This window comes from Curtobacterium sp. PhB130, assembly GCF_003755165.1.
GTDB lineage: Bacteria > Actinomycetota > Actinomycetes > Actinomycetales > Microbacteriaceae > Curtobacterium.
The window spans coordinates 425,409-449,076 of sequence record NZ_RKII01000009.1 but is presented as its reverse complement, the minus strand read 5'-3'; the positions used below and the strand labels follow the sequence as shown (position 1 = coordinate 449,076).

23 protein-coding genes are annotated in these 23,668 nt (G+C 71.4%); 19 read left to right on the top strand and 4 right to left on the bottom strand.

Going from position 1 to position 23,668, the window contains the following annotated elements:
• Positions 1 to 395: 395 nt before the first annotated feature.
• Positions 396 to 656, bottom strand: a complete 261-nt coding sequence (gene rpsT, locus EDF24_RS15615) for a 30S ribosomal protein S20 (protein ID WP_123653125.1) — start codon at positions 654 to 656, stop codon at positions 396 to 398.
• Positions 657 to 846: 190 nt separating this feature from the next.
• Here rpsT and EDF24_RS15610 point away from each other — a divergent pair, with 190 nt between their 5' ends.
• Both EDF24_RS15610 and lepA read left to right on the top strand, forming a co-directional pair.
• Positions 847 to 2,013, top strand: coding sequence for a pyridoxal phosphate-dependent aminotransferase (locus EDF24_RS15610; RefSeq protein ID WP_123704034.1), 1,167 nt, complete (start codon positions 847 to 849; stop codon positions 2,011 to 2,013).
• A 152-nt stretch (positions 2,014 to 2,165) separates the two neighbouring features.
• Positions 2,166 to 4,013, top strand: coding sequence for a translation elongation factor 4 (gene lepA / locus EDF24_RS15605; protein WP_123704032.1), 1,848 nt, complete (start codon positions 2,166 to 2,168; stop codon positions 4,011 to 4,013).
• Between the two features lie 7 nt (positions 4,014 to 4,020).
• On the opposite strand, the gene EDF24_RS15600 is transcribed toward lepA, so the two are convergent.
• Entirely contained in the window at positions 4,021 to 4,449 is a 429-nt protein-coding gene (locus EDF24_RS15600) for a hypothetical protein (protein WP_148070911.1), read from the bottom strand.
• A gap of 122 nt (positions 4,450 to 4,571) precedes the next feature.
• On the opposite strand from EDF24_RS15600, the gene EDF24_RS15595 reads away from it, so the two are divergent.
• Positions 4,572 to 5,219 carry a DUF1990 family protein gene (locus tag EDF24_RS15595; protein ID WP_123653129.1) on the top strand — a complete coding sequence of 216 codons (648 nt, stop codon included), beginning with the start codon at positions 4,572 to 4,574 and terminating at the stop codon, positions 5,217 to 5,219.
• Here EDF24_RS15595 and EDF24_RS15590 read toward each other — a convergent pair.
• Positions 5,216 to 5,926, bottom strand: coding sequence for an HAD family hydrolase (locus tag EDF24_RS15590; protein WP_185021689.1), 711 nt, complete (start codon positions 5,924 to 5,926; stop codon positions 5,216 to 5,218). The two genes, EDF24_RS15595 and EDF24_RS15590, sit on opposite strands and share 4 nt — an antisense overlap.
• Positions 5,927 to 5,954: 28 nt before the next feature.
• Between EDF24_RS15590 and hemW the strand changes: the two genes are divergently transcribed.
• A complete protein-coding gene (hemW, locus tag EDF24_RS15585) occupies positions 5,955 to 7,187 on the top strand; it encodes a radical SAM family heme chaperone HemW (RefSeq protein ID WP_123704025.1) in 1,233 nt (410 codons plus the stop codon).
• A 10-nt stretch (positions 7,188 to 7,197) separates the two neighbouring features.
• Here hemW and EDF24_RS15580 read toward each other — a convergent pair whose 3' ends face one another.
• Positions 7,198 to 7,605: a DUF4870 domain-containing protein gene (locus EDF24_RS15580; RefSeq protein WP_243698339.1), complete on the bottom strand. Its 408-nt coding sequence runs from the start codon at positions 7,603 to 7,605 to the stop codon at positions 7,198 to 7,200.
• Between the two features lie 107 nt (positions 7,606 to 7,712).
• On the opposite strand from EDF24_RS15580, the gene hrcA reads away from it, so the two are divergent.
• From hrcA to EDF24_RS15495, 15 genes are all read left to right on the top strand, one after another.
• A complete protein-coding gene (hrcA, locus tag EDF24_RS15575; protein ID WP_123653132.1) occupies positions 7,713 to 8,735 on the top strand; it encodes a heat-inducible transcriptional repressor HrcA in 1,023 nt (340 codons plus the stop codon).
• A 98-nt stretch (positions 8,736 to 8,833) separates the two neighbouring features.
• Positions 8,834 to 9,946 carry a molecular chaperone DnaJ gene (gene dnaJ, locus EDF24_RS15570; RefSeq protein ID WP_123704023.1) on the top strand — a complete coding sequence of 371 codons (1,113 nt, stop codon included), beginning with the start codon at positions 8,834 to 8,836 and terminating at the stop codon, positions 9,944 to 9,946.
• A complete protein-coding gene (locus tag EDF24_RS15565; RefSeq protein WP_123704021.1) occupies positions 9,946 to 10,755 on the top strand; it encodes a 16S rRNA (uracil(1498)-N(3))-methyltransferase in 810 nt (269 codons plus the stop codon). Before dnaJ ends, EDF24_RS15565 begins: the two co-directional genes overlap by 1 nt.
• Before the next feature lie 40 nt (positions 10,756 to 10,795).
• Entirely contained in the window at positions 10,796 to 11,137 is a 342-nt protein-coding gene (locus EDF24_RS15560; RefSeq protein WP_123653135.1) for a histidine triad nucleotide-binding protein, read from the top strand.
• Positions 11,138 to 11,195: 58 nt separating this feature from the next.
• On the top strand, positions 11,196 to 12,257 hold the full coding sequence (locus tag EDF24_RS15555; protein WP_243698360.1) for a PhoH family protein: 1,062 nt from the start codon (positions 11,196 to 11,198) through the stop codon (positions 12,255 to 12,257).
• Complete coding sequence (ybeY, locus tag EDF24_RS15550; protein ID WP_123653137.1) at positions 12,254 to 12,715, top strand: rRNA maturation RNase YbeY; 462 nt, start codon at positions 12,254 to 12,256, stop codon at positions 12,713 to 12,715. The genes EDF24_RS15555 and ybeY overlap by 4 nt, the downstream gene beginning before the upstream one ends.
• A 5-nt stretch (positions 12,716 to 12,720) precedes the next feature.
• Positions 12,721 to 14,043: a hemolysin family protein gene (locus EDF24_RS15545; protein WP_123704017.1), complete on the top strand. Its 1,323-nt coding sequence runs from the start codon at positions 12,721 to 12,723 to the stop codon at positions 14,041 to 14,043.
• Complete coding sequence (era, locus tag EDF24_RS15540; RefSeq protein ID WP_123653138.1) at positions 14,040 to 14,960, top strand: GTPase Era; 921 nt, start codon at positions 14,040 to 14,042, stop codon at positions 14,958 to 14,960. The genes EDF24_RS15545 and era overlap by 4 nt, the downstream gene beginning before the upstream one ends.
• Before the next feature lie 64 nt (positions 14,961 to 15,024).
• Positions 15,025 to 16,263, top strand: a complete 1,239-nt coding sequence (locus tag EDF24_RS15535) for a sensor histidine kinase (protein WP_243698337.1) — start codon at positions 15,025 to 15,027, stop codon at positions 16,261 to 16,263.
• The gene (locus EDF24_RS15530) at positions 16,260 to 16,931 is read left to right on the top strand and encodes a response regulator transcription factor (RefSeq protein WP_123653139.1); all 672 of its coding nucleotides are present in this window, start codon (positions 16,260 to 16,262) and stop codon (positions 16,929 to 16,931) included. Before EDF24_RS15535 ends, EDF24_RS15530 begins: the two co-directional genes overlap by 4 nt.
• Positions 16,932 to 17,094: 163 nt before the next feature.
• The gene (locus tag EDF24_RS15525; RefSeq protein WP_123704013.1) at positions 17,095 to 17,847 is read left to right on the top strand and encodes an ABC transporter ATP-binding protein; all 753 of its coding nucleotides are present in this window, start codon (positions 17,095 to 17,097) and stop codon (positions 17,845 to 17,847) included.
• Positions 17,844 to 19,241: an ABC transporter permease gene (locus EDF24_RS15520; RefSeq protein ID WP_123704011.1), complete on the top strand. Its 1,398-nt coding sequence runs from the start codon at positions 17,844 to 17,846 to the stop codon at positions 19,239 to 19,241. The genes EDF24_RS15525 and EDF24_RS15520 overlap by 4 nt, the downstream gene beginning before the upstream one ends.
• Positions 19,242 to 19,940: 699 nt before the next feature.
• A complete protein-coding gene (gene leuA, locus EDF24_RS15505; RefSeq protein WP_123653143.1) occupies positions 19,941 to 21,713 on the top strand; it encodes a 2-isopropylmalate synthase in 1,773 nt (590 codons plus the stop codon).
• Between the two features lie 261 nt (positions 21,714 to 21,974).
• On the top strand, positions 21,975 to 22,841 hold the full coding sequence (gene recO / locus EDF24_RS15500) for a DNA repair protein RecO (RefSeq protein WP_123653144.1): 867 nt from the start codon (positions 21,975 to 21,977) through the stop codon (positions 22,839 to 22,841).
• On the top strand, positions 22,838 to 23,635 hold the full coding sequence (locus EDF24_RS15495) for an isoprenyl transferase (RefSeq protein ID WP_123653145.1): 798 nt from the start codon (positions 22,838 to 22,840) through the stop codon (positions 23,633 to 23,635). Before recO ends, EDF24_RS15495 begins: the two co-directional genes overlap by 4 nt.
• The last annotated feature ends 33 nt before the right edge of the window (positions 23,636 to 23,668 follow it).

The following is a 23,668-nucleotide window of genomic DNA, read 5'->3' as shown; positions in this document are numbered from 1 at the left end:
CCCGGCGGTCGGCGGCGCGAGCGGGCGCCGCACAACGCAAACCACTTCGCACCACGGAAACGCGTGGTGCGAAGTGCCTTCCGTTGTGCGGAGCCGAGCCGAGCCCCGCGCGTCACCAGGTGGCGGCATCGGCGCCGGCGCCGCGACCCGGCTGCCGTCTGTCCGCGGCGCGAGCGGGCGCCGCACAACGCAAAACACTTCGCACCACGGAATCACGTGGTGCGAAGTGTTTTCGGTTGTGCGGTGCCGAGCCGAGCCGCGCGCCCGCCGTCAGCGAGACCCGCGCCACCCCGCCCCGCCCCGCCCTGCCTCGCCCCGCCCCGCGCCGACCCCCCCCGCCCCGGAACGACGAAGGCCCCGCACCATTCGGTGCGGGGCCCTCAAGCGTCAGCGGCTCAGAGCGCGCTGACCTTCTTCGCGATGGCCGACTTGCGGTTCGCGGCCTGGTTCTTGTGGATGACGCCCTTGCTCACGGCCTTGTCGAGCTTCTTCGACGCCACGGCGAGAGCGGCGGTGGCCTTCTCCTTGTCGCCGGCGACGATCGCCTCGTTGGTGTGACGGATGAACGTCTTGAGCTCGGACTTGTAGGCCTTGTTGCGCTCCGTGGCCTTGAGGTTGGTCTTGATGCGCTTGATCTGCGACTTGATGTTCGCCATGTGGTGCTCCTGCTTCGTCTCGTACGGGTGAATGCGACCGCTGGGTAGAGGGGCCCTTGGTCGTCTCGCGTTCCACCCGTGGGCGGGGAACGCGCAAGCCAGCAAGCAACACTACCAGGCAGGGAACAGCGGTTCAATGCGCGCGACACGCGTCACCGCGCGGAAACACGCGGGCGTTACCGTGTTGGGCATGCCGTCCCTCGCACCTCGGATCGACACCGTCCCCGCCTCCGGCATCCGCCGGGTCTTCGAACAGGCCGCCCTGCTGCAGGCCGAGGGCGATGACGTCACGATGCTCGTCATCGGCGAGCCGGACGTCCCGGTCGCGGCGCACATCGCCGACGCCGCCAAGCGGGCGTGGACCGAGGACCGCACCGACTACACGCCGAACGGCGGCATCGCACCGCTCCGGAGGGCCATCCAGGAGAAGCTGCTCCGCGAGAACCGCATCGAGGCGGACCTCGAGCAGATCTGGGTGACGGTCGGGGCGACGCAGGCCCTGTTCCAGGCGATGACGCTGGTGCTGAGCCCGGGCGACGAGCTCCTCGTGCCGGACCCCGGCTACACGACGTTCACGATGAACGCGCACATCATCGGGGCGACGCCGGTGCCGTACCGGCTGGAGCCGCAGCACGGGTTCGAGCCGGACCTCGACGCGCTCGAGGCGAGCATCACCGAGCACACCCGGGCGATCGTGGTGAACTCGCCGTCGAACCCGCTCGGCTCGGTGTTCGGTGAGGACACCCTCCGGAGCATCCTGGCGCTGGCGAAGTGGCACGACCTGTGGGTGATCAGCGACGAGGTCTACGAGTACTTCACCTACGACACCCGGCACGTGAGCCTGGCGGCGCTCGACGAGGACGACCGGGTGTTCACGGCGTTCTCGCTGAGCAAGACGTACGCGATGACGGGCGTCCGTGTCGGGTACCTCGTGACGCCGAAGGGCCTCGGTGCGACGATGCGGACCACGCAGGAGGCGATGATCAGCTGCGTCGCCGAGCCGGACCAGTACGCGGCCCTCGCGGCGATCGTGGGGGACCACTCCGCGGTTCGCGACGCCCGGGAGCACTACCGCGCCAACCTCGCGGTCGCGACCGAGGTCCTCGACGCCGCCGGCATCCGCTACAACGACCCGCGCGGCGCCTTCTACCTGTGGATCGACATGTCGCACGCCGCCCAGGGCGACGTCGCGGAGTGGGCGCTCGCGTTCCTCCAGCACGAGAAGGTCGCGGTCGCACCGGGCAGCGCGTTCGGCCGGACCGGCGAGGGCTGGATCCGGATCTGCCTGGCGGCGACCCCGGAGGACCTCCGGCGCGGCCTGGGCGCGCTGCCGGCTCCGGCGCACGCCACCGTCTGAGCGGACGGCCGGCCGGGACCCCGGACGGGAGGCTCGGTGCACGCCCGCCACGCCCCGCACCGTGCGAGGGACGCACCACACCCCACACCCCGCACCGCAAGCGCGCCCAACCGTGGGACAATCGTTCGACCGTCCGACCCACCTGAGGAACCGTGAGCCCACAAGCAGCAACTCCGCTCGAGCCCGCCGCGACTCCGGCCGACGCGATCCGCAACTTCTGCATCATCGCGCACATCGACCACGGCAAGTCGACGCTGGCCGACCGCATGCTCTCGATCACCGGCATCGTCGAGGACCGCGCGATGCGCGCCCAGTACCTCGACCGCATGGACATCGAGCGCGAGCGCGGCATCACGATCAAGTCGCAGGCCGTCCGCATGCCGTGGGAGCTGGACGGCGAGACCTACGCGCTGAACATGATCGACACACCCGGGCACGTCGACTTCTCGTACGAGGTCTCCCGGTCGCTCGCCGCGTGCGAGGGCGCCATCCTGCTCGTCGACGCCGCCCAGGGCATCGAGGCCCAGACGCTCGCGAACCTCTACCTGGCGCTCGAGAACGACCTGCAGATCATCCCGGTCCTCAACAAGATCGACCTGCCCGCCGCCGACCCCGACAAGTACGCGGCCGAGCTCGCGCAGCTCATCGGCGGCAAGCCCGAGGACGTCCTCCGCGTCTCCGGCAAGACCGGCGTCGGCGTGCCGGAGCTCCTCGACCTGGTCGTCCGGACGGTCCCCGCCCCGGTCGGCACGGTCGACGCCGCGCCCCGCGCGATGATCTTCGACTCGGTCTACGACAGCTACCGCGGTGTCGTGACGTACATCCGCATGATCGACGGCTCGATCGCCCCGCGCGAGAAGGTCCAGATGATGTCGACCAAGTCGACGCACGAGATCCTGGAGATCGGGGTGTCGAGCCCGGAGCCCATCCCGACGAAGGGCCTGTCCGTCGGCGAGGTCGGCTACCTCATCACCGGCGTGAAGGACGTCCGCCTGTCGAAGGTCGGCGACACCGTCACGAGCGCCCAGCGTCCGGCGACCGAAGCCCTGCCCGGCTACACGGACCCGAAGCCGATGGTGTTCTCGGGCCTGTACCCGATCGACGGCTCGGACTACCCGGACCTCCGCGAGGCGCTCGACAAGCTCAAGCTCTCGGACGCGGCACTCGTGTACGAACCCGAGACCTCCGTCGCGCTCGGTTTCGGCTTCCGCTGCGGCTTCCTCGGCCTGCTGCACCTGGAGATCATCACCGAGCGCCTGTCCCGCGAGTTCGGCCTCGACCTCATCACGACCGCGCCGAGCGTCATCTACGAGGTCACGAACGAGGACAACACCGTGACCGAGGTCACGAACCCGTCCGAGTTCCCGACCGGGCGCATCGTCGAGGTCCGCGAGCCGATGGTCCGCGCCGCGATCCTCGCCCCGAAGGACTACGTCGGCGCGATCATGGAGCTCTGCCAGCAGCGCCGCGGCTCCCTGCTCGGCATGGAGTACCTCGGTGAGGACCGCGTCGAGATCCGCTACCAGATCCCGCTCGGCGAGATCGTGTTCGACTTCTTCGACCAGCTGAAGAGCAAGACGCAGGGCTACGCCAGCCTCGACTACGAGCCGATCGGCGACCAGGCGGCCGACCTCGTCAAGGTCGACATCCTGCTGCAGGGCGACCAGGTCGACGCGTTCAGCGCGATCGTGCACCGCGACAAGGCGTACGCGTACGGCACGCTGATGACCGAGCGGCTCCGCAAGCTCATCCCGCGCCAGCAGTTCGAGGTCCCGATCCAGGCGGCGATCGGCGCCCGCATCATCGCCCGCGAGAGCATCCGGGCGATGCGCAAGGACGTCCTCGCGAAGTGCTACGGCGGTGACATCACCCGCAAGCGCAAGCTCCTCGAGAAGCAGAAGGAGGGCAAGAAGCGCATGAAGACCATCGGTCGGGTCGAGGTCCCGCAGGAAGCCTTCATCGCGGCGCTCTCCGGCGACGTGGAAGAGAAGAAGAAGTAGCGCGAAGCTACGCGCGAGATCGCAGGGCCGCCAGGCAGACCGCCGGGAGGCTCGCAGCAGCCAGTCCCGCCAGCGCGGTCCGCACGATGGTCGCGTTCGACGCCGCAACCACGTCCGGCGCGGTCGTCGCCACGACCGCGGCTGCCACGGCGCCGAGCGCCAGGAGCGCCGTCACCCCGCCGAGCACCAGCGGCAGCCGGCGGCCCCGGTGGTGCTGCACGGCGAGCACGAGCGTCGCCCCGAAGAGCAGCACCCCGAGCCCGGCGGCCGACGCCCCGACGGCGGCGATGGTGTTCAGCGTCTCGAAGCCGGCGGCCACCCGGTCGACCGCGATCCGGCACGCCGCGGCCACCGCGAAGCTCCCGAGCGCGAGCACGCCAGATGCCCGGACGCGCGCGTCAACGGACCGTCGGCGAGCGGGGGCTGGCGTGAGCACGAGCCAACGATAGGGGCGTGGCGGAGGTGGGCACGGCCTCCAGTTCGGGGTGCACGGGAAGTGGACGACGGACCGCGCGCCGTCGGTTCGACCCGGCCACGCACCCCCAGTACGATGGCCAGATGAGCAGCCGCGGAGGGTACCTGACCGCCCTGACCTACGGAGCAGTCGGTGCCACGCAGGCGCCCGACCTGATGACCTACCCGCCAGAGGGGTTCGTCCCCGCGGAGTCGCGCTCCCGCATCGGCCACGGTGACCAGCGCTTCGAGACCGCGGTGACCCAGGCGTTGACGTGGCAGATCCAGGAGCGCAGCGGCATCGCGGTGCGCGTGGACGAAGCACCCGACGACGACGAGGTCCGGTACAACCCGGTGACCTTCGACGAGCAGGGTGTGCCGATCGCGCCGGCCTCGATCGGGACGCCGCGGGTGGAGCAGTTCTCGCCGGACGGCACCCCGCTGGTGACCGCCGGGACGAGCGCGGTGCTGACGATGCACGCGTTCGGGCAGACGGTGCAGGCGCCGGTGCGGGTCGTGTCGATCATCGACGAGCCGGACCGCAAGGGCTTCGCGTACGGCACGCTCGAGGGGCACCCGCTCTCGGGCGAGGAGTCGTTCGTCATCGAGCGCACCGCGGACGGCTCGGTGTGGCTGCAGATCCGGCAGTTCTCGCAGCCCGCGAGCGCGAAGTGGCGTTTCGTCGCGCCGCTGCTCCGTCGCCAGCAGCGCGTGATGGCGGAGAAGTACCTCGAGGCCCTGCGCGGCGACTAGTCCGCGCTACCCTCGTGCCGCAGCGGCGGCAGCGCGGCGATCGCGTCCTCGATGAGCGCCGCGTCCGAGACGCAGTCGCGCGCGATCGCGACGGCGTTCGTGTGCCGGAGCGCGTCGACGTCGTAGACGCCGGTCGCGACCGCGAGGAACGGGATGCCGACGGCGTCCGCCGCTTCGCCGTCGCGCGGGGTGTCGCCGACGATGACGGCGCGGGTGCCGGCGAGTGCGTCCGCGGCGAGGGCGGTGACCCCGGCGCGCTCCACCTCTTCGTCGCCGAAGTACGAGTGTTCCCAGTCGAACGCGTCGACGTCGAACCCGGCGCCGGCGAGCTTGACCCGTGCGCGGTAGGCGGAGTTGCCGGTGAGCAGGCCGTTCCGCCAGCCGAGCTCGGCGAAGCGGGTGACGAGGGCGACGGCCCCCGGTGCGGCGGTGCGGTGCTCGCCCGCGCGGTGCCGCTCTTCGGAGAGGTCGCGGAGGTGGCGGGTCACGGTGGGGATCAGGTCGTCGCCGAGGTCGTGGGCGCGGACGTGCTCGGCGATGATGCCGGCGTCGGTCCGGCCGTGCTGGTGCCCGACGAGGAGGGGGAGGTCGCGGCCCGTCGCCCGTTCGAGCGCGAGGTGGTACAGGTTGCCGGGCGATGTGGCGTTCCGGACGAGGGTGCCGTCGATGTCCCACAGCACCGTGGTCGGGACGGGGTGGTGCTCCATGACTCCATCATGGCGGACAATGGACTCCATGCCGAGTGCCCTCCCGATCGCTGACCCGGCACCCGCGGACGGGCTGATCACCCCCGGCGCCGGTTCGGGCGACGTGCCCTTCGGCGTCTACGTGCACGTGCCCTTCTGCCGGGTGCGCTGCGGCTACTGCGACTTCAACACGTACACCGCGTCCGAGCTCCGCGGTGTCCGCCGCGACGACTACGCCGGACACGCCGTCCGGGAGATCGCCTGGGCCGCTTCGGTCCTGGACCGCTCCGGCGTGCCGCGACGTCCGGTGTCCACCGTCTTCTTCGGCGGCGGCACCCCGACGATGCTCCCCGCGAGCGACCTGGCGATGATCCTCAGGGCGATCGACGACACGTGGGGGATCCTCCCCGGGGCCGAGGTCACCACCGAGGCGAACCCGGACTCCGTCGACGCGGAGTCCATCGCGACCCTGCGGCGCGCGGGCTTCACGCGGATGAGCTACGGCATGCAGTCCGCGGTCCCGCACGTGCTCGCGACGCTCGACCGTACCCACGACCCGCTCCGGGTGCCGGACGTCGTCGACCTCGCGAAGCAGCAGGGGCTCGACGTCTCGCTCGACCTGATCTACTCCACGCCGGGGGAGTCCCTGGACGACTGGCGCACCTCGCTCGACGCCGCGATCGCCTGCGAGCCCGACCACGTGTCCGCGTACTCGCTCATCGTCGAGGACGGCACGGCGATGGGCCGCGCCGTCTCGCGCGGGGAGCTGCCGGCGCCCGACGACGACCTCGCCGCGGACATGTACGAGCTCGCGGACCAGGTCCTCGGTGACGCCGGGTACGGCTGGTACGAGGTCTCGAACTGGGCCCGCGGCGACGAGCACGTCAGCCGGCACAACCTGTCCTACTGGAAGGGCCACGACTGGTGGGGCGTCGGCCCCGGCGCGCACTCGAGCGTCGCCGGCACTCGGTGGTGGAACGTCAAGCACCCGGCCGCGTACGCGAACCGGGTGCTCGCCGACGAGTCGCCGGCGGCCGGCCGGGAGACCATCGACGACGAGACCCGGTACGTGGAGCGGCTGCTCCTGGCGGCGCGGGTCCGTGGGGAGCTGCGGACGGACGAGATCCGACAGGACGCCCGTGGCCGGGTCGCCGGGCTCATCGCACGCGGTCTCGTCGACGGGCGCAGCGCCCTGGGGACGCCCGGCACGCCGGGTCGCCTCGACCTCACGCTGCAGGGCCGGCTGCTCGCGGACGCGGTGGTGCGGGAGCTGCTCGGCTAGGTGCTCGTGCTCAGTTCTTGATGAACTCGATCGAGAGCGGGTAGCGGTAGAACCGGCCCTGGTTCGCGGCGACGGCGGCCATGATGCCGAAGATGATCGTCACGACCCAGACAGCGAAGAGGATCAGCAGGCCGATGCCGAGCCAGACCGTGACGACCCCGACGGCGTACGCGATGGCCATCGTGATGTGGAAGTTCAGCGCGACGCGGGTGTGCTCGCGGACGAAGCCGCCGCGGTCGCGGAACAGCAGGTACGCGACGAGCGGGGCGATGAAGTTGAAGAAGATCCCGCCGATGTGCGTGAGCGTCGACCAGAGGCGCTGGTCCTCGGGGGTCATCGGCTGGGGTGGCTGGTACTGCTGACCGCCGGGCTGCTGTCCGTAGCCCTGGGGTCCGTTCGGCGGCTGTCCGTAGCTCATGCCGAGAGCGTATCGACACCGGTGCGCAAAGTGTCGGGACGTCGGTGGTCGGGCGTAGGATCAGCACTCGTCACGTCCGAGTGCCAGCGCGAGCGGAAGGGGTCCTGGTGGTCAGTGAACGGTCCCTCGAGGTCCTCAAGGCCATCGTGCGCGACTACGTCGCCTCTCGCGAACCCGTCGGCTCGAAGTCGATCGTGGAGCGCCACGCGTTCGGCGTCAGCGCGGCCACGATCCGCAACGACATGGCCCTGCTCGAGGACGAGCAGCTCATCATCGCCCCGCACACCTCCTCCGGTCGGGTGCCCACGGACAAGGGGTACCGCCTCTTCGTCGACCACCTCGCCGCCGCGCGCCCGCTGACCAGTGCCCAGCGCCAGGCCATCGAGACCTTCCTCGGCGCGTCGAACGACCTCGACGACGTCCTCAGCCGCACGGTCCGCCTGCTCAGTCAGCTGACGAACCAGGTCGCCCTCGTGCAGTACCCGTCGATGGTGCGCGCCCGGGTGCAGCACGTCGAACTCGTCCGGCTCGGGGACACCCGCCTGATGGTGGTGCTCATCACCGACACCGCCCGGGTCGAGCAACGCGTCGTCGAGACGGACGTCACCCTCGACGAGACCGCGCTCGTCGAACTCCGCTCCGTCGTCAACGGTTCGTCCGTCGGGCTCCTGCTCCACGACGTCCCGACGGCACTCCGGGCGATCCCCGCGCAGATCCGGCCGGAGTCCCAGACCCTCGCCGGCGTGGTCGTCGCGACCCTCATCGAGCAGGTCGCCGCCAACCGCCAGGACCGGCTGCTGATGGCCGGCGCCGCGAACCTCGCGAAGAGCGAACAGGACTTCTCCGGCGGCCTGTTCCCGGTCCTCGAAGCGATCGAGGAACAAGTGACCCTGCTCCGGTTGTTCGGGGAGATGCAGCTCGACGACGTCTCCGTGACCGCACGGATCGGCGTCGAGAACGCCGAGTACGGCCTCGACGCGACGAGCATCGTCGCCGGCGGGTACGTCGCGGCGGGCGGCGAGGTCGCCCGGCTCGGCGTCCTCGGCCCCACCCGGATGGACTACGGCTCCAACATGGCCGCGGTCCGCGCGGTCGCGCGGTACCTGTCCAGACTGCTCGGAGAGAATTGACGACCGACCACCCCGGGGACGCGCGCTGAGCGCGCGAGCCGACCCGGGCCTCCAGACCGATCCACCAGCAAGACCGACGAAACCTACCTGAGGAACACGTGGCAGACCACTACGACGTCCTCGGTGTCCCGCGCGACGCGGCCGACGCCGACATCAAGAAGGCGTACCGCCGCCTCGCCCGCGAACTGCACCCGGACGTGAACCCGAGCCCGGACGCCGCCGAGCGCTTCAAGGACGTGACGCACGCGTACGACGTGCTGAGCGACCCCGAGCAGCGTCGTCGGTACGACGCCGGCCCCCAGGCCGACAACCCGTTCGGCGGCGGCGCCGGCGGCTTCAGCGACATCTTCGACGCCTTCTTCGGCGGCGGGGGCGGTGGCGGCCGTGGCAACGGTCCGCGCAGCCGCGCCGAGCGCGGGCAGGACGCCCTGCTCCGCATCGACGTCGACCTCGACGAGGTCGTGTTCGGCACCCACAAGGACGTCGAGGTGGACACCGCGGTGCTCTGCGAGACGTGCGGCGGCTCCTGCTGCGCGCCCGGCACGAGCCCGCGCACCTGCGACATCTGCGGCGGTACCGGCCACATCCAGCGCCAGGTCCGCTCGCTCCTCGGCAACGTCGTGACGAGCGCGCCGTGCGGCACCTGCCGCGGGCACGGCACCGTCATCCCGAACCCGTGCCCCACCTGCCAGGGCCAGGGCCGCGTGCGCGCACGCCGGACCATCCCCGTGGACATCCCGGCCGGCGTCGACTCCGGACTCCGCCTGCAGATGCCCGGCCAGGGTGAGGTCGGCCCCGCCGGCGGCCCCTCCGGTGACCTCTACCTCGAGATCCGCGTGCGCCACCACGACGTCTTCAGCCGTGACGGGGACGACCTCCTCGCCACGCTCGAGGTGTCGATGACCGACGCGGTCCTCGGCACGAAGACCACGATCGACGGCCTCGACGGCCCGGTCGAGCTCGAGCTCCGCCCCGGTGTGCAGAGCGCCGACGTCCTCGTCCTCAAGGACCGCGGCGTCACGAAGCTCCGCGGGAACGGCCGCGGCGACCTCCGGGTCGGCGTGCAGGTCGTCACCCCGACGAAGCTCTCGCACAAGGAACGCCAGCTCGTCGAGCAGCTCGCGAAGTCGCACAAGGCGGCGCCGCCCCAGCTCGCGAAGTTCCAGCAGGGCATGTTCGGCAAGCTCCGCGACCGCTTCTTCAACTTCTGATGGCATCGCTCTACCTGGTGGACTCGCTCGACGGCGTGAGGGTCGGCGCGTCCGTCGCGCTCGACGGACCAGAGGGGCGGCACGCCGTGACCGTCGCGCGGGTCCGGGTCGGCGAGACGCTGCGGCTCTCGGACGGCCGGGGGACCGTCGCCCTCGGCTCGGTGGCGTCGCTCGACCGTGACGCCCTGGTGCTGACCGTGTCGTCGCTGACCACGTCACCAGCGCCGGTCCCGTCGCTGACGCTCGTGCAGGCGCTCGCGAAGGGCGGCCGCGACGAGATGGCGGTGCAGGCGGCGACCGAGATCGGTGTCGACCACGTCGTCCCGTGGTCGGCCGCGCGGAGCGTCTCCCGGTGGGAGGGCGCGAAGGTCGCGAAGGGGCAGGCCCGGTGGGCGGCCATCGCGCAGGAAGCCGCGAAGCAGGCGATCCGGTCGCGGGTGCCGTCCGTCTCGGCGCCGGTGACGACGGCGGCGTTGGCTGCCGGGGTCGGTGCCGGCGGTGCTGTCGGCGTCGGCGGTTCCGGCGGGCTCGGCTCCGGCGGTGCCGGCGATCCCGGCCTGGAGGCTCGGGTCGCGTTGGTCGTGCTCGACCCGACCGCCACGGTGCGGCTCGCGACCTGGGAACCGCCGTCCGACGCCACCGAGATCGTCCTGGTCGTCGGCCCGGAAGGCGGGATCGACGGCTCCGAGTTCGACCGGCTCACCGCCGCGGGCGCCGTCCGGGTGCGGCTCGGCGACAGCGTGCTGCGGACCTCCACCGCCGGCCCCGCGGCACTCGCCGTGCTGCAGGCCAAGCTCGGACGCTGGTGAACCCGGTGTCGCGGTCGGTGGCGCGTTCTACGATGGGGTCATGAGCAGCGTCTTCTCGAAGATCATCGCGCGGGAGATCCCGGCCACCATCGTGACCGAGGACGACCGCGTCATCGCGTTCGAGGACATCGCACCCAAGGCCCCCGTGCACGTGCTCGTCGTCCCCAAGACCGAGGACTACGCCAACGTGACCGAACTCGCCGCGGGTGACCCGGACCTCCTCGCCCACATCGTGACCACCGCGCAGCGCATCGCCGACGAGCGCTCCGGCGGGCAGTACCGTCTCGTCTTCAACACCGGCGAGACCGTCGGACAGACCGTGTTCCACGTGCACGCGCACGTACTCGCAGGCGACCTGCAGGAAGGCACCCTTGCCAGCTGACGACACCGCACACCCCGAGCCCGAAGCCGTCTCGGAACTCAGCGTCGACGGGATCGCGATGGTCCAGCTCCTCGGCCCCCAGGACCGGCTGCTGAAGACCGTCGAACGCCAGTACCCGGGCGTCCGGGTCCTGGTCCGTGGCAACGAGGTCACCCTCACCGGGCCGGAGCGCGACGTCGCCCGTGCCCGCGCGCTCGTCGACGAGCTCGTCGGCATGGTCAAGCGCGGCCAGGACATCGGTCAGGGCGACATCCCGACCTCCGCCCGGATCATCGACGAGGAACGTAGTCCTTCCGACGTGTTCGGCACGCCCATCGTCTCGAGCCGCGGCAAGTCCGTGCGCCCGAAGACCGACGGACAGCGGCGCTACGTCGACGCCATCGACGAGAACACCATCACGTTCGGCATCGGTCCCGCCGGCACCGGCAAGACGTACCTGGCGATGGCGAAGGCCGTGCAGGCACTGCAGCGGCGCGAGGTCACCCGGATCATCCTGACCCGCCCCGCGGTCGAAGCGGGGGAGCGCCTCGGGTTCCTGCCCGGCACGCTCACCGACAAGATCGACCCGTACCTGCGGCCGCTGTACGACGCGCTCAACGAGATGATGGACCCGGAGCTGGTCCCGAAGCTCCTCGCCGCCGGCACGGTCGAGGTGGCACCGCTCGCGTACATGCGCGGCCGGACGCTCAACGACTCGTTCGTGGTCCTCGACGAAGCGCAGAACACCACGCCCGAGCAGATGAAGATGTTCCTGACGCGTCTGGGCTTCGGCTCGAAGATGGTCGTCACGGGCGACATCACCCAGGTCGACCTGCCCGGCAACGTCTCCGGCCTGCGGATCGTCACCCAGATCCTGTCCGAGGTGGACGACATCCACTTCGCCCGCCTGGGCAGCGAGGACGTCGTGCGGCACACGCTCGTCGGCCGCATCGTCGACGCGTACACGGTGTACGACGAACAGCGGCTCGCCGAGCAGGCCGGGCACCGCCCCGGTGGTCGCGGCACCGCCCCGACGCCGAACCCCGCCGGCGCGAACCGTGCCGAGCGTCGTGGTCGCCCGCCGCAGGACCGCCAGCACAGCCCGTACCCCCAGAACGACCCCCGAGGAGGAACCCGGTGAGCATCGAGCTCAACAACGAGTCCGGTGTGGACATCGACGACGACGCCGTGCAGCGGCTCGCGGCCTTCGCGCTCGACGCGATGCACGTCCACGCGGACGCCGAGCTCGCGATCGTGCTCGTCGACGAGGGCGCGATGGAGCAGCTGCACGTCCGGTGGATGGACGAGCCCGGCCCCACGGACGTGCTGAGCTTCCCGATGGACGAGCTCCGCCCCGGGACCGAGGACGAGCCGACGCCCGCCGGACTCCTCGGCGACATCGTGCTCTGCCCGCAGGTCGCCGAGGCCCAGGCGAAGACCGCCGGGCACTCCACGACCGACGAGCTCCTGCTGCTCACCTGCCACGGCATCCTCCACCTCCTCGGCTTCGACCACGCCGAGCCGGAGGAGAAGGCCGAGATGTTCGGGCTGCAGGGGGAGATCCTGACCGCCTTCGCCGCGCAGCGCCGGGGGCGGTGACCGCAGTGCTGCTCGTCGCCGTCCTGCTCGCGGTGGCGTTCGTGCTCGTCGTCCTCGGCGGGCTCCTCGCCGCGTCGGACGCCGCGCTCGGGGTGCTCTCGCGCGCGGACCTCGACGACATCGCCCGCGGCAGCAAGCGCCGCCGAGCCATCGAGGCGATCGCTGACGACGTCGGTGCCCACGTCAACGCGTTGAACTTCTTCCGCGTGCTCGCCGAGACCGCAGCGGCCGTGCTCGTCACGATCGCGCTCTTCTCGGTGCTCGACACCTGGTGGCTGGCGCTGATCGTCTCCGCCGCGATCATGACCGCCGTCTCGTTCGTGCTCGTCGGGTCCAGCCCGCGGAGCGTCGGGCGCGCGCACGCCGACCGGCTCGTCGCGGTCACCGGCGGGCTCGTGCACGCCGTCCGCATCGTGCTGGGGCCGCTCGCCGGCCTCCTGGTGCTCATCGGCGACCGGGTCACCCCCGGCCGGAACGGCAGCACGTCGAGCGTCTCCAGCGAGGAGCAGCTGCTCTCCCTGGTCGACGAGGCGACCGAGAGCAACGTGCTCGAGGACGAGGACCGAGAGCTCATCCACTCGGTGTTCGAGTTCAGCGACACCCTGGTGCGCGAGGTCATGGTGCCCCGGACCGACATGGTCACCGCGGACGCCACCGACACCCTCGCCGCGGTGATGGAGCAGTTCCTCGCCGCCGGCGTCTCCCGGATGCCGGTCACCGGGCGGGACAGCGACGACGTCCTCGGCGTCGTGTACCTCCGCGACCTCGCCAGGGCCCTCTACGAGAGCACCGACGCCGGCGGCCGCCCCGTCACCTCGTTGCTCCGCGTCGCCGAGTTCGTCCCGGAGTCCAAGCACGCCGACGAGACCCTCCGGCACATGCAGGCCGCGAAGAACCACCTCGTCCTGGTCGTCGACGAGTACGGCGGGGTCGCCGGGCTCGTCACCATGGAAGACCTCATCGAAGAACTCGTCGGCGACATCTCCGACGAGTACGACCGCACCGTCATCGACCGCGTCGACCTCGGCGGCGGAGTCTGGCGGATCTCCGCCCGGATGCCGATCGACGACCTCGGCGACCTGTTCGGCATCGACCTCGACGACGACGACGTCGACACCGCCGGGGGCCTCCTCACGAAGGAACTCGGCCACCTGGCCACCGCGGGCGAGTCCGTGACCGTGTCCGGCGTCGTGCTGACGGCCGACCGCGTCGAGGGCAAGCGCCGCCACCTCATCTCCGTGCTCGCCGAACGCACCGACGCCCTCGCCGGCGCGGAGCAGGCGTTCGACGACACCGCATCCACCACGACGGGAACCACGCACCCATGACCGACACCTCCGCCACACCGTTCCGAGCCGGGTTCGTCTCGTTCGTCGGCCGCCCGAACGTCGGCAAGTCGACGCTCACCAACGCGCTGGTCGGCGAGAAGGTCGCGATCACCTCGTCGAAGCCGCAGACCACCCGCCGCGCGATCCGCGGCATCGTGCACCGCCCCGACGGGCAGGTCATCATCGTCGACACCCCCGGTGTGCACCGACCGCGTACGTTGCTCGGCGAGCGGCTCAACGACCTCGTCCAGTCCACCCTGGGCGACGTCGACGTGATCGGCTTCTGCGTCCCGGCGAACGAGCCGATCGGGCCGGGCGACCGGTTCATCAACGAGACGCTCGACCACTTCCCGCGCGCGAAGAAGATCGCGATCGTCACGAAGGTCGACCGTGCCGGCAAGGAGAAGATCGCCGAACAGCTCCTCGCAGTGTCCGCGCTCCGCGAGTGGGACGCGATCGTGCCGACGTCAGGGACGCAGGGCACGCAGCTGGAGGCCCTGCTCACGGAGATCACCGCGCTCCTGCCCGAGTCGCCCGCGCTCTACGGCGCCGAGGCCGTCACCGAGGAGACGAACGAGGAGCGGATCTCCGAGCTGATCCGCGAGGCCGCGCTCGAGGGTGTGCGCGACGAGCTCCCGCACTCGCTCGCCGTCACGATCGAGGACATGGTCGAGCCGGACCCCGACGACGACCCGAACGGGCCGCTGCGGATCTTCGCGAACCTGTTCGTCGAGCGTGACAGCCAGAAGTCGATCGTGATCGGGCACAAGGGCGAGCGTCTCAAGGACGTCGGTACCCGGGCGCGCGCCGAGATCGAGGCGCTGCTCGGCGGCCGGCACGTCTACCTGAACATCCGGGTCAAGGTCGCGAAGGAGTGGCAGCGCGACCCGAAGCAGCTCGGGCGGCTCGGGTTCTGACCGAACGGGCCGGGTCATTCCGCGGACTGACGCGCTCGTGACCCGGCGGTCGTACCGTGGACGGGTGTTCCGTCCAATGCTGCGCAGTCAGGTCACCGTCGACGTCGTCGTCGCCGGTGTCCTCGGCGCCCTCGTAGCGATCACGTCCACGCGCGGCATCGACGGCCCGGTCGCCTACCTGACCGTCCTCGGCATGACCGTCGCGCTGGCCTTCCGGCGACTCTCACCGGGCCTGGCCCTCGCGATCGCCTGGGCGGCCGCCGTCTTCCAGATGGCGACGATGCAGCAGCCGGACCTGTCCGACGTGTTCATCGCCGGGGTCCTGTACACGACGAGCGCGTACGGCAGCCGGCGGATCCGGATCGCCGGGCTCGTCTCGGCGATCGGCGGTGCCGTCGTCGCCGCCGCGTACGTCGGCCTGCAGGACTACGCCACCCGGTCCCACGAACAGACGATCTCCGGCCCGGTGGTCGAGTCCTCGCAGCTCGCGCTCGGGTCGCTCGTCGTCATCCTGGCGATCCTGCTCCTGCCCTGGCTCGGCGGCGTCGTCGCACGGACCCGGCAGACCGCGCGGATGAGCCGGGAAGCCCAGCTGCTCGCCGAACGCGATGCCGCCCGCGCCGACCGCGCGGTGGCCGTCGAGCAGGAGCGCGTCCGGATCGCCCGGGACATGCACGACATCGTGGCGCACTCGCTCGCCGTGGTCATCGCCCAGGCCGACGGCGCCCGGTACGCGCTCCGGGCCGACCCGGCCGTCGCCGACCAGGCGCTCGGCACGATCTCGACCACCGCCCGCCGCGCCCTCGGTGACGTCCGGGAACTCCTCGGCGCGCTCCGCCACGAGCAGGGCACCGCGCCGACGCCCGACATCGACGACATCGAGCAGCTCGTCGGGGAGATGCGCGACGTCGGCCTCGACGTGCAGGTCGAACGTCGCGGAGACGCGTCGGGGCTGCCGACGACCACGCAGCTCGCCGTGTACCGGATCGTGCAGGAGAGCCTGACGAACGCGTACAAGCACGGTGAGCACGGCACCCCGGTGCGCACCACTCTCACCTACCGCCCGGACACCGTCGAGATCGACGTGGTCAACCGGCGCGCCGACCACGGTCGTTCCGGGCCGGGCACCGGGCACGGGCTCGTCGGCATGCGGGAGCGTGCCACGATCTCCGGTGGGAGCATGACCGCCGGCCCCCGCGGCGCCGACTTCGCCGTCGCCGTCCGGATCCCGGCACACCCGGCCAGCGGGCAGATGCCCCGCGGGCTCGTCACCTCGACCGACCAGGAGCGCACCGCACGATGACCGAGAACCCCATCCGCGTCGCACTCGTGGACGACCAGGCACTGTTCCGGACCGGCATCCGGATGCTCATCGACTCGCAGCCGGACCTGCGCTTCGTGGGTGAGGCCGGCAACGGCGCCGAAGGGGTCGAACTCGTCCGCCGGGGCCGACCCGACGTCGTGCTCATGGACGTCCGGATGCCCGTGATGGACGGGATCACCGCGACGGCGCAGATCGTCGAGGACGCCGGGACCGACGGGGCGAAGGTGCTCGTGCTCACCACGTTCGACTTCGACGAGGCGGCGGCGAAGGCCATCCGCGCCGGTGCGAGCGGCTTCGTGCTGAAGGACGCCGACCCGGAGTTCCTGCTCGCGGCGATCCGGACCGTGCACGCGGGCACCGCGGTGTTCGCGGCGTCGGCGACACGCGAGCTCCTCCGTCGGTACGACGACTCCGCCGAGCGTGCCGCGAACGTGCCCGCGGCCGTCGACGACCTGACGCCGCGGGAGCGGGAGATCTTCGACCTGGCGGCGCGGGGGTTCAGCAACAGCGAGATCGCGCAGCACGAGTACGTCAGCGAGGCCACGGTGAAGACCCACATCTCCCGGGTGCTCACCAAGCTCGGGCTGCGGGACCGGGTGCGGCTCGTCGTGTTCGCACACGAGCACGGGCTCGTCACGCGGGACTGAGCGCTCCCGTCCGGCGTCTGGCGTCTGGCGTCCGGCGTCCGGCGTCCGGCGTCCGGGGTCATCCTGCCGGATGACGTGACCGCCGGCATGTGAGCCGATCGATCCATCCACAGGAGCCGACGGACCGACGCGGGACGTGCCTCCCGAGCGTCATGGTGGACACATGACCACCAGCCACGCTCCGATCATCCGACTCGACCACGTGTCCAAGCACTACGGCGACGCCGCGCGCCGGGTCACGGCGCTCGACGACGTCAGCGTCGACATCGGCGCCGGCGAGTTCACCGCGGTGATGGGGCCGTCCGGCTCGGGCAAGTCGACGCTCATGCACGTCGCCGCCGGGCTCGATGCGGTCTCCGCCGGACGGATCCAGATCGACGGGGTCGACATCACCCAGCTCGGCGACAAGGACCTCACCGAGCTCCGTCGCCGGCGGCTCGGGTTCGTGTTCCAGTCGTTCAACCTCGTGCCGACGCTCGACGTCAGCGAGAACATCCGGCTGCCGTTCCTGCTCGGCGGGCACAAGCCCTCGCGGGAAGAATCGGCGTGGATCGACCGGCTCGTCGACATGCTCGGTCTCGGGAACCGCCTCGGGCACCGGCCGCACCAGCTCTCCGGTGGCCAGCAGCAGCGGGTCGCGATCGCCCGCGCGCTGGTGTCCCGGCCGGCGGTCGTCGTGGCCGACGAGCCGACCGGCGCGCTCGACTCCCGGACCGGCCGTGACGTGCTCGCGATCCTCCGCGGGGCCGTGGCCGAGTGGGGCCAGAGCGTCGTGATGGTCACGCACGACCCGGTCGCCGCTGCCAACGCCGACCGCATCCTGTTCCTCGCCGACGGGCGGATCGTGGGGGACCGCCCGGCGATGAGCGCGGCGGACATCTCCACCACGATGCTGGGGATGGAGGCAGCAGCGTGAACACCGTCAAGGAGTTCAGCCCGACGATCCTGGTCGCGGCGCTCGGCACCACCTTCGGATCGGCACTCGTCATCGCGCCAGGCATCGCGACCGAAGCGCTCACCGCCGCCGGGTTCGCGGACCTCGGGCCGGTGAAGTCGATCCTCGACGTCATCGGCTGGCTGTTCCTCGGCATCGCGCTCTACGTCGGGGCGATCGTCACGGCGAACACCTGCGCGACGCTCATCGCCGGGCAGACGCGGATCATCGCGCTGCAGCGGCTGGTCGGGGCCACCGGCGCGACCCTCCGTGCCCGCATCGTCCGGGCGGGGCTCGTCGTCGGGGTCCTCGGCGGGCTGGTCGGGGCCGTCGTCGGCACCGGGCTGACCGCGCTCTTCGTCGCGGTGCTCCGGGGCAACGGGTTCCTGCCGGACACCACCTACACGCTCGTGCCGTGGCAGCTCGTGCTCCCGGTCGTCGCGGTCGTCCTCGCCACCTGGGGTGCGTTCGGCGTCGGCTCCCGCCGGGTGCTGACGGTCACCCCGCTCGAAGCGCTGTCCTCCAGCGTCGAGCCGAGCCACGACGACGTCCGCTCCGGCACCGCGCGGAAGGTCTGGGCGATCCTGCTCATGGCCGGCGGCGGCGCGCTCATGCTCCTCGGGCTGGTGCTCAGCGCCGTCACCCCGATCGCCGTGCTGCCGGCAGCGCTCGGCGGCTTCGTGTCGTTCGCCGGGGTCTCCGTCGGCGCCACGATCGTGATGCCGCCCGTGCTCGCGCTGATCGGGCGGATCGGCGCGAAGGACCCGGTCGTGCTGCTCGCGGGCCGCAACGCGATGCGGGCGCCGGGACGCTCGTCGCGGGCGACCATCGGGCTCGTCATCGGCGTCACACTGCTCGTCACCTTCGCCGTCGCGCTCGGGATGATGCAGCACGTGCTCGAAGCGCAGCTCCGCGGGCAGCTCCAGGGCGGCAGCCCCGAGCAGCTCCAGGGGATGCGGGACTTCTTCGTGCAGGTCAACGGCGTCGTCAGCGTGATCGTCGGGTTCTCCGCCGTGATCGCCGCCGTGGGGGTCGTGAACGCGCTGGCGCTCGGGGTGCTCCAGCGCCGGCGGGAGCTCGGGCTGCTCCGGGTCCTCGGACTCACCGGTGCACAGGTCCGACGGATGATCATCACCGAGGCCGTCCAGATGGTCGTCGCGGCGGTGCTCACCGGACTCGTCCTCGGTACGTTCTACGGCTGGGTCGGTGGGCAGACGCTCCTCGGGTCGCTCGGCTCGCCAGGTGCGCCGGTGCTGCCGCCGATGACCATCGTCATCGTGGTGGCGGGCGCGCTGGTGCTCGCCGTGGCCGCGACGGTCGCTCCCGTGCGGCGCGCGATGCGCGTGCCCCCGACGGAGGCGCTCGCCGTCGACTGACCCGTGGCCCTGTTGCGGGGCTGCCCGCGGCCACGGTCGCGACCACGTCCGGACGGGAGGCCCGGTGCCAGCTGGCACCGGGCCTCCCGTCCGTCGTCCGTCCGCTGTCCGCCCGTCGTCCGTCCGCCCGTCGGCCGTCCGCCGGGTCGCTCGCGGTCGCGAGCGTCCGCTGTCCGCCCGTCGTCCGTCCGTCGGCTGTCCGTCCGTCGTCCGCCCGTTGTCCGTCGGCCGGGTCGCTCGCGGTCGCGACACCCCGTCCGCGGACGCCGACCGGTCACGTTCCGTCGCTGAGGCGCGACCCGGGTGACGGAACGCGACCGGCCGGCGTCTGACTCGCGGGATGTCGTGACCGCTCGCGTGCGTCCGCCCGCCCGCATCATCCGGTGAGATCGCGTTCTGTGTCGCCTGAGACCCGGAGGTCCGACACGAAGTGCGATCTCACCGGCACCGGCACCGGCACCGGCACCGGCGCCGGGACCGGCGCCGGCGCCGGCGCCGGCGCGGGCGCGGGCACCGGCGCGGGCGCCGGCGCGACGGGGCCCCGCCTGTCACACGGGCGGGGAGCGGTGCTACCGTTGGCAGCGATGTACTCGGCGCTCCTCCTCCTTCGCTGCCGCGACGAGGCCTGACACAACGGCCCACCTCGTCGCGGAGTCCGTCGTGGCCGCACACTCCACTACACGACGAAAGTGCGACACCATGCAGAACACCCAGCGCCCCTCCGGGATGCCGATCCACAAGTACGTCCCCTTCCACGAGCAGATCTCGGTCGAGCTGCCGGACCGCACCTGGCCGACGAAGCGCATCGACAAGGCGCCGCGCTGGTGCGCCGTGGACCTCCGCGACGGCAACCAGGCCCTCATCGACCCGATGGACGCCGAGCGCAAGCGCGCGATGTTCGACCTCCTCGTGCGGATGGGCTACAAGGAGATCGAGGTCGGGTTCCCGAGCGCCTCGCAGACCGACTTCGACTTCGTCCGGAGCCTCATCGACGAGGGCGCCATCCCCGACGACGTCACCATCCAGGTCCTGACCCAGGCGCGTGAGCACCTCATCCAGCGGACCTACGAGGCGATCGACGGCGCGAAGCAGGCCATCGTCCACCTGTACAACTCGACGTCGATCGTCCAGCGCGAGGTCGTGTTCCGCACCGACGTGCAGGGCGTCGTCGACATCGCGGTGGCCGGCGCGAAGCTGTGCAAGGCGGCCGAGGCCACGCTGCAGCACGACACGACGGTCTACTACGAGTACTCGCCGGAGTCCTACACGGGCACCGAGCTCGAGGTCGCGCTGCAGATCTGCAACGCCGTGCTCGAGGTGTTCGAGCCCACCCCGGAGCGCAAGGTGATCATCAACCTGCCGGCCACGGTCGAGATGGCGACGCCGAACGTCTACGCCGACTCGATCGAGTGGATGTCCCGGAACCTGGCGCACCGGCAGGACGTGATCCTGTCGCTGCACCCGCACAACGACCGCGGCACCGCCGTCGCCGCGGCGGAGCTCGGCTACATGGCCGGCGCCGACCGCATCGAGGGCTGCCTGTTCGGCAACGGTGAGCGCACCGGCAACGTGGACCTGGTCGCACTCGGCATGAACCTCTTCACGCAGGGCATCGACCCGGAGATCTCCTTCGCGGACATCGACCAGATCAAGCGCACGGTCGAGTACTGCAACCAGCTGCCGGTCCCGGAGCGTCAGCCGTGGGCGGGCGACCTCGTCTACACGGCGTTCAGCGGTTCCCACCAGGACGCGATCAACAAGGGCTTCGACGCGATGAAGGCCAAGGCCGCCGCCGCGGGCAAGACCGTCGACGAGGTCGAGTGGGCCGTGCCGTACCTGCCCGTCGACCCGAAGGACATCGGCCGCTCGTACGAGGCCGTCATCCGCGTCAACTCGCAGTCGGGCAAGGGCGGCGTCGCCTACCTGCTCAAGACCGACCACGCGATCGACCTGCCGCGCAAGCTGCAGATCGAGTTCTCCGGGGTCGTGCAGCAGCGCACCGACACCGAGGGCGGCGAGTTCAGCTCCGACAAGATCTGGGACCTGTTCCGCGACGAGTACCTGCCGTCCCCGGTCGACGAGGACAAGTGGGGCCGCTACGAGATCACGAAGACGGCGACCTCGAGCGACTTCGAGGGCACCACGAACCTGTCGGTCGCGATGCGCGTCGACGAGGGTGCCGTCACCGCCGAGGCCGTCGGCACCGGCCCGATCGACGCGTTCCTCTCGGTGATGCGCGAGCAGGGCGTCGACGTCACGCTGTACGACTACTCGGAGCACACGATGAGCGCCTCGGGTGACGCCAAGGCCGCGTCCTACGTCGAGCTCGACGTGGACGGTGTGCGGCTCTGGGGCGTCGGGATCGACGCCGACATCGCGACGGCGTCGCTCAAGGCGATCGTCTCCGCGGTGAACCGTGCGGTGCGCGCCGGGGCCGCCTCCGGCGCGTCCCCGGAGCTCGTCTCCGCGTAGCCAGCTGCTCGGTCGCGTGCACCGAACGCGACCACGGCCGGGAGGCTCGGTGCGCGTCCGACGCGCGCCGAGCCTCCCGGCGGGGTTGCGTTCCCACCTCCCAGCGTCGCGTTGGTGGGTGGTTTCGTGCGTAGGGGGTCGGAACTTCCGACCCCCTACGCGCGATTCGACTGCCCACGCGCGAAACAGCCCACCAGCCCACCAGCCACCACCCACCCACTCGCGGCACGCGGTGTCGGGGGACCGGGGGATACTGGGGGGATGCCGCTCTACCGGGACGAATGTGTCGTGCTCCGCACCCACAAGCTCGGGGAAGCCGACCGCATCGTCACGATGCTCAGCCGGCAGCACGGCAAGATCCGCGCCGTCGCGAAGGGGGTCCGGCGCACCGCGTCGAAGTTCGGCTCCCGGCTCGAGCCGTTCATGGTCGTGGACGCCCAGTTCTACGAGGGCCGCTCGCTCGACATCGTCACGCAGGCCGAGTCCCTCGGGTCGTACGGGGCGCAGATCGTCGCGGACTACAGCGCGTACACCGCCGCGAGCGCCATGGTCGAGACCGCGGACCGCCTGAGCGAGGCGGACGCGGGGCTCCAGCAGTACCTGCTGCTCGTCGGCGCGCTCCGCTCCCTGTCCCGCAGCGAGCACGTCCCCTCCGCCACGCTCGACTCGTACCTGCTGCGCGCGATGAGCATCGCGGGCTGGGCGCCCTCGTTCTCGGACTGCGCGGTGACCGGGGAGCCCGGGCCGCACTCGGCGTTCGTCGTGCAGCTCGGTGGGGTCGTGGCGGACGGTGCAGCGCCTCCCGGCTCGCCGCGGCTCGACTTCGCGACGCTCTCGATCCTCGGGTCGCTGCTCGCCGGCGACTGGGCCACGGTCGACTCGGCGGACGAACGCACCAGGTCGCGTGCCTCCGGCGTGGTCGCGGCCTACGCCCAGTGGCACCTGGAACGATCGCTGAAGTCGCTGCCGCACGTCGACCGTACGGAACACCCGGCGGCGGTGCCGACGCACGGCCCCGGGCACGACCCGGTCGCGGCGACGGCCCGCGCGGTCGCGGCGACTCCAGCACCACCCCTCCCGGACCACGACCTCGAGCCGGGCAGAGCCGAAGGAACGCCCACCGCATGAGCCCCCGCCGATCCGACGCCGCCGAGCCGTTCCGGCCGATCGACTGGACCGGCGAGACGCCGCCGGCGATCCCGCAGCGGTTCGTGCCCGAACACGTCGCGATCGTGATGGACGGCAACGGCCGGTGGGCGAACGGCCGCGGTCTGACGCGCATCGAGGGGCACAAGGCGGGCGAGGCATCGCTCCTCGACGTCGTCGCCGGTGCGATCCAGATCGGCGTGAAGCACGTGTCCGCGTACGCGTTCTCGACGGAGAACTGGAAGCGCTCCCCGGAAGAAGTGCGGTTCCTGATGGGCTTCAACCGCGACGTGATCCGTCGTCGGCGTGACCAGCTGAACGAGTGGGGCGTGCGGGTGCGGTGGGCCGGGCGGCGTCCGCGGCTGTGGCGGAGTGTCATCGAGGAGCTCGAGGTCGCCGAGCGGATGACGGCGGGCAACGACGTCCTGACCCTGACGATGTGCGTCAACTACGGCGGCCGGAACGAGATCGCCGACGCGGTGCGCTCGCTGGCCGAGGACGTCGCCGCGGGGAAGCTCAAGCCGAGCCAGGTGACCGAGAAGGCCATCGCGAAGCGGCTCTACGTGCCCGAGATGCCGGACGTCGACCTGTTCCTCCGGAGCTCGGGGGAGCAGCGGACCAGCAACTTCCTGCTGTGGCAGTCGGCGTACGCGGAGATGGTGTTCCTCGACCGGCTGTGGCCGGACTTCCGGCGCACCGACCTCTGGGGCGCGGTGGAGCAGTACGCCCGGCGCGACCGGCGCTTCGGCGGTGCGGTCGACACGCCGACCGCGTAGCGCACGGGCACGTCGCCGCCCCTGACCGGGTGG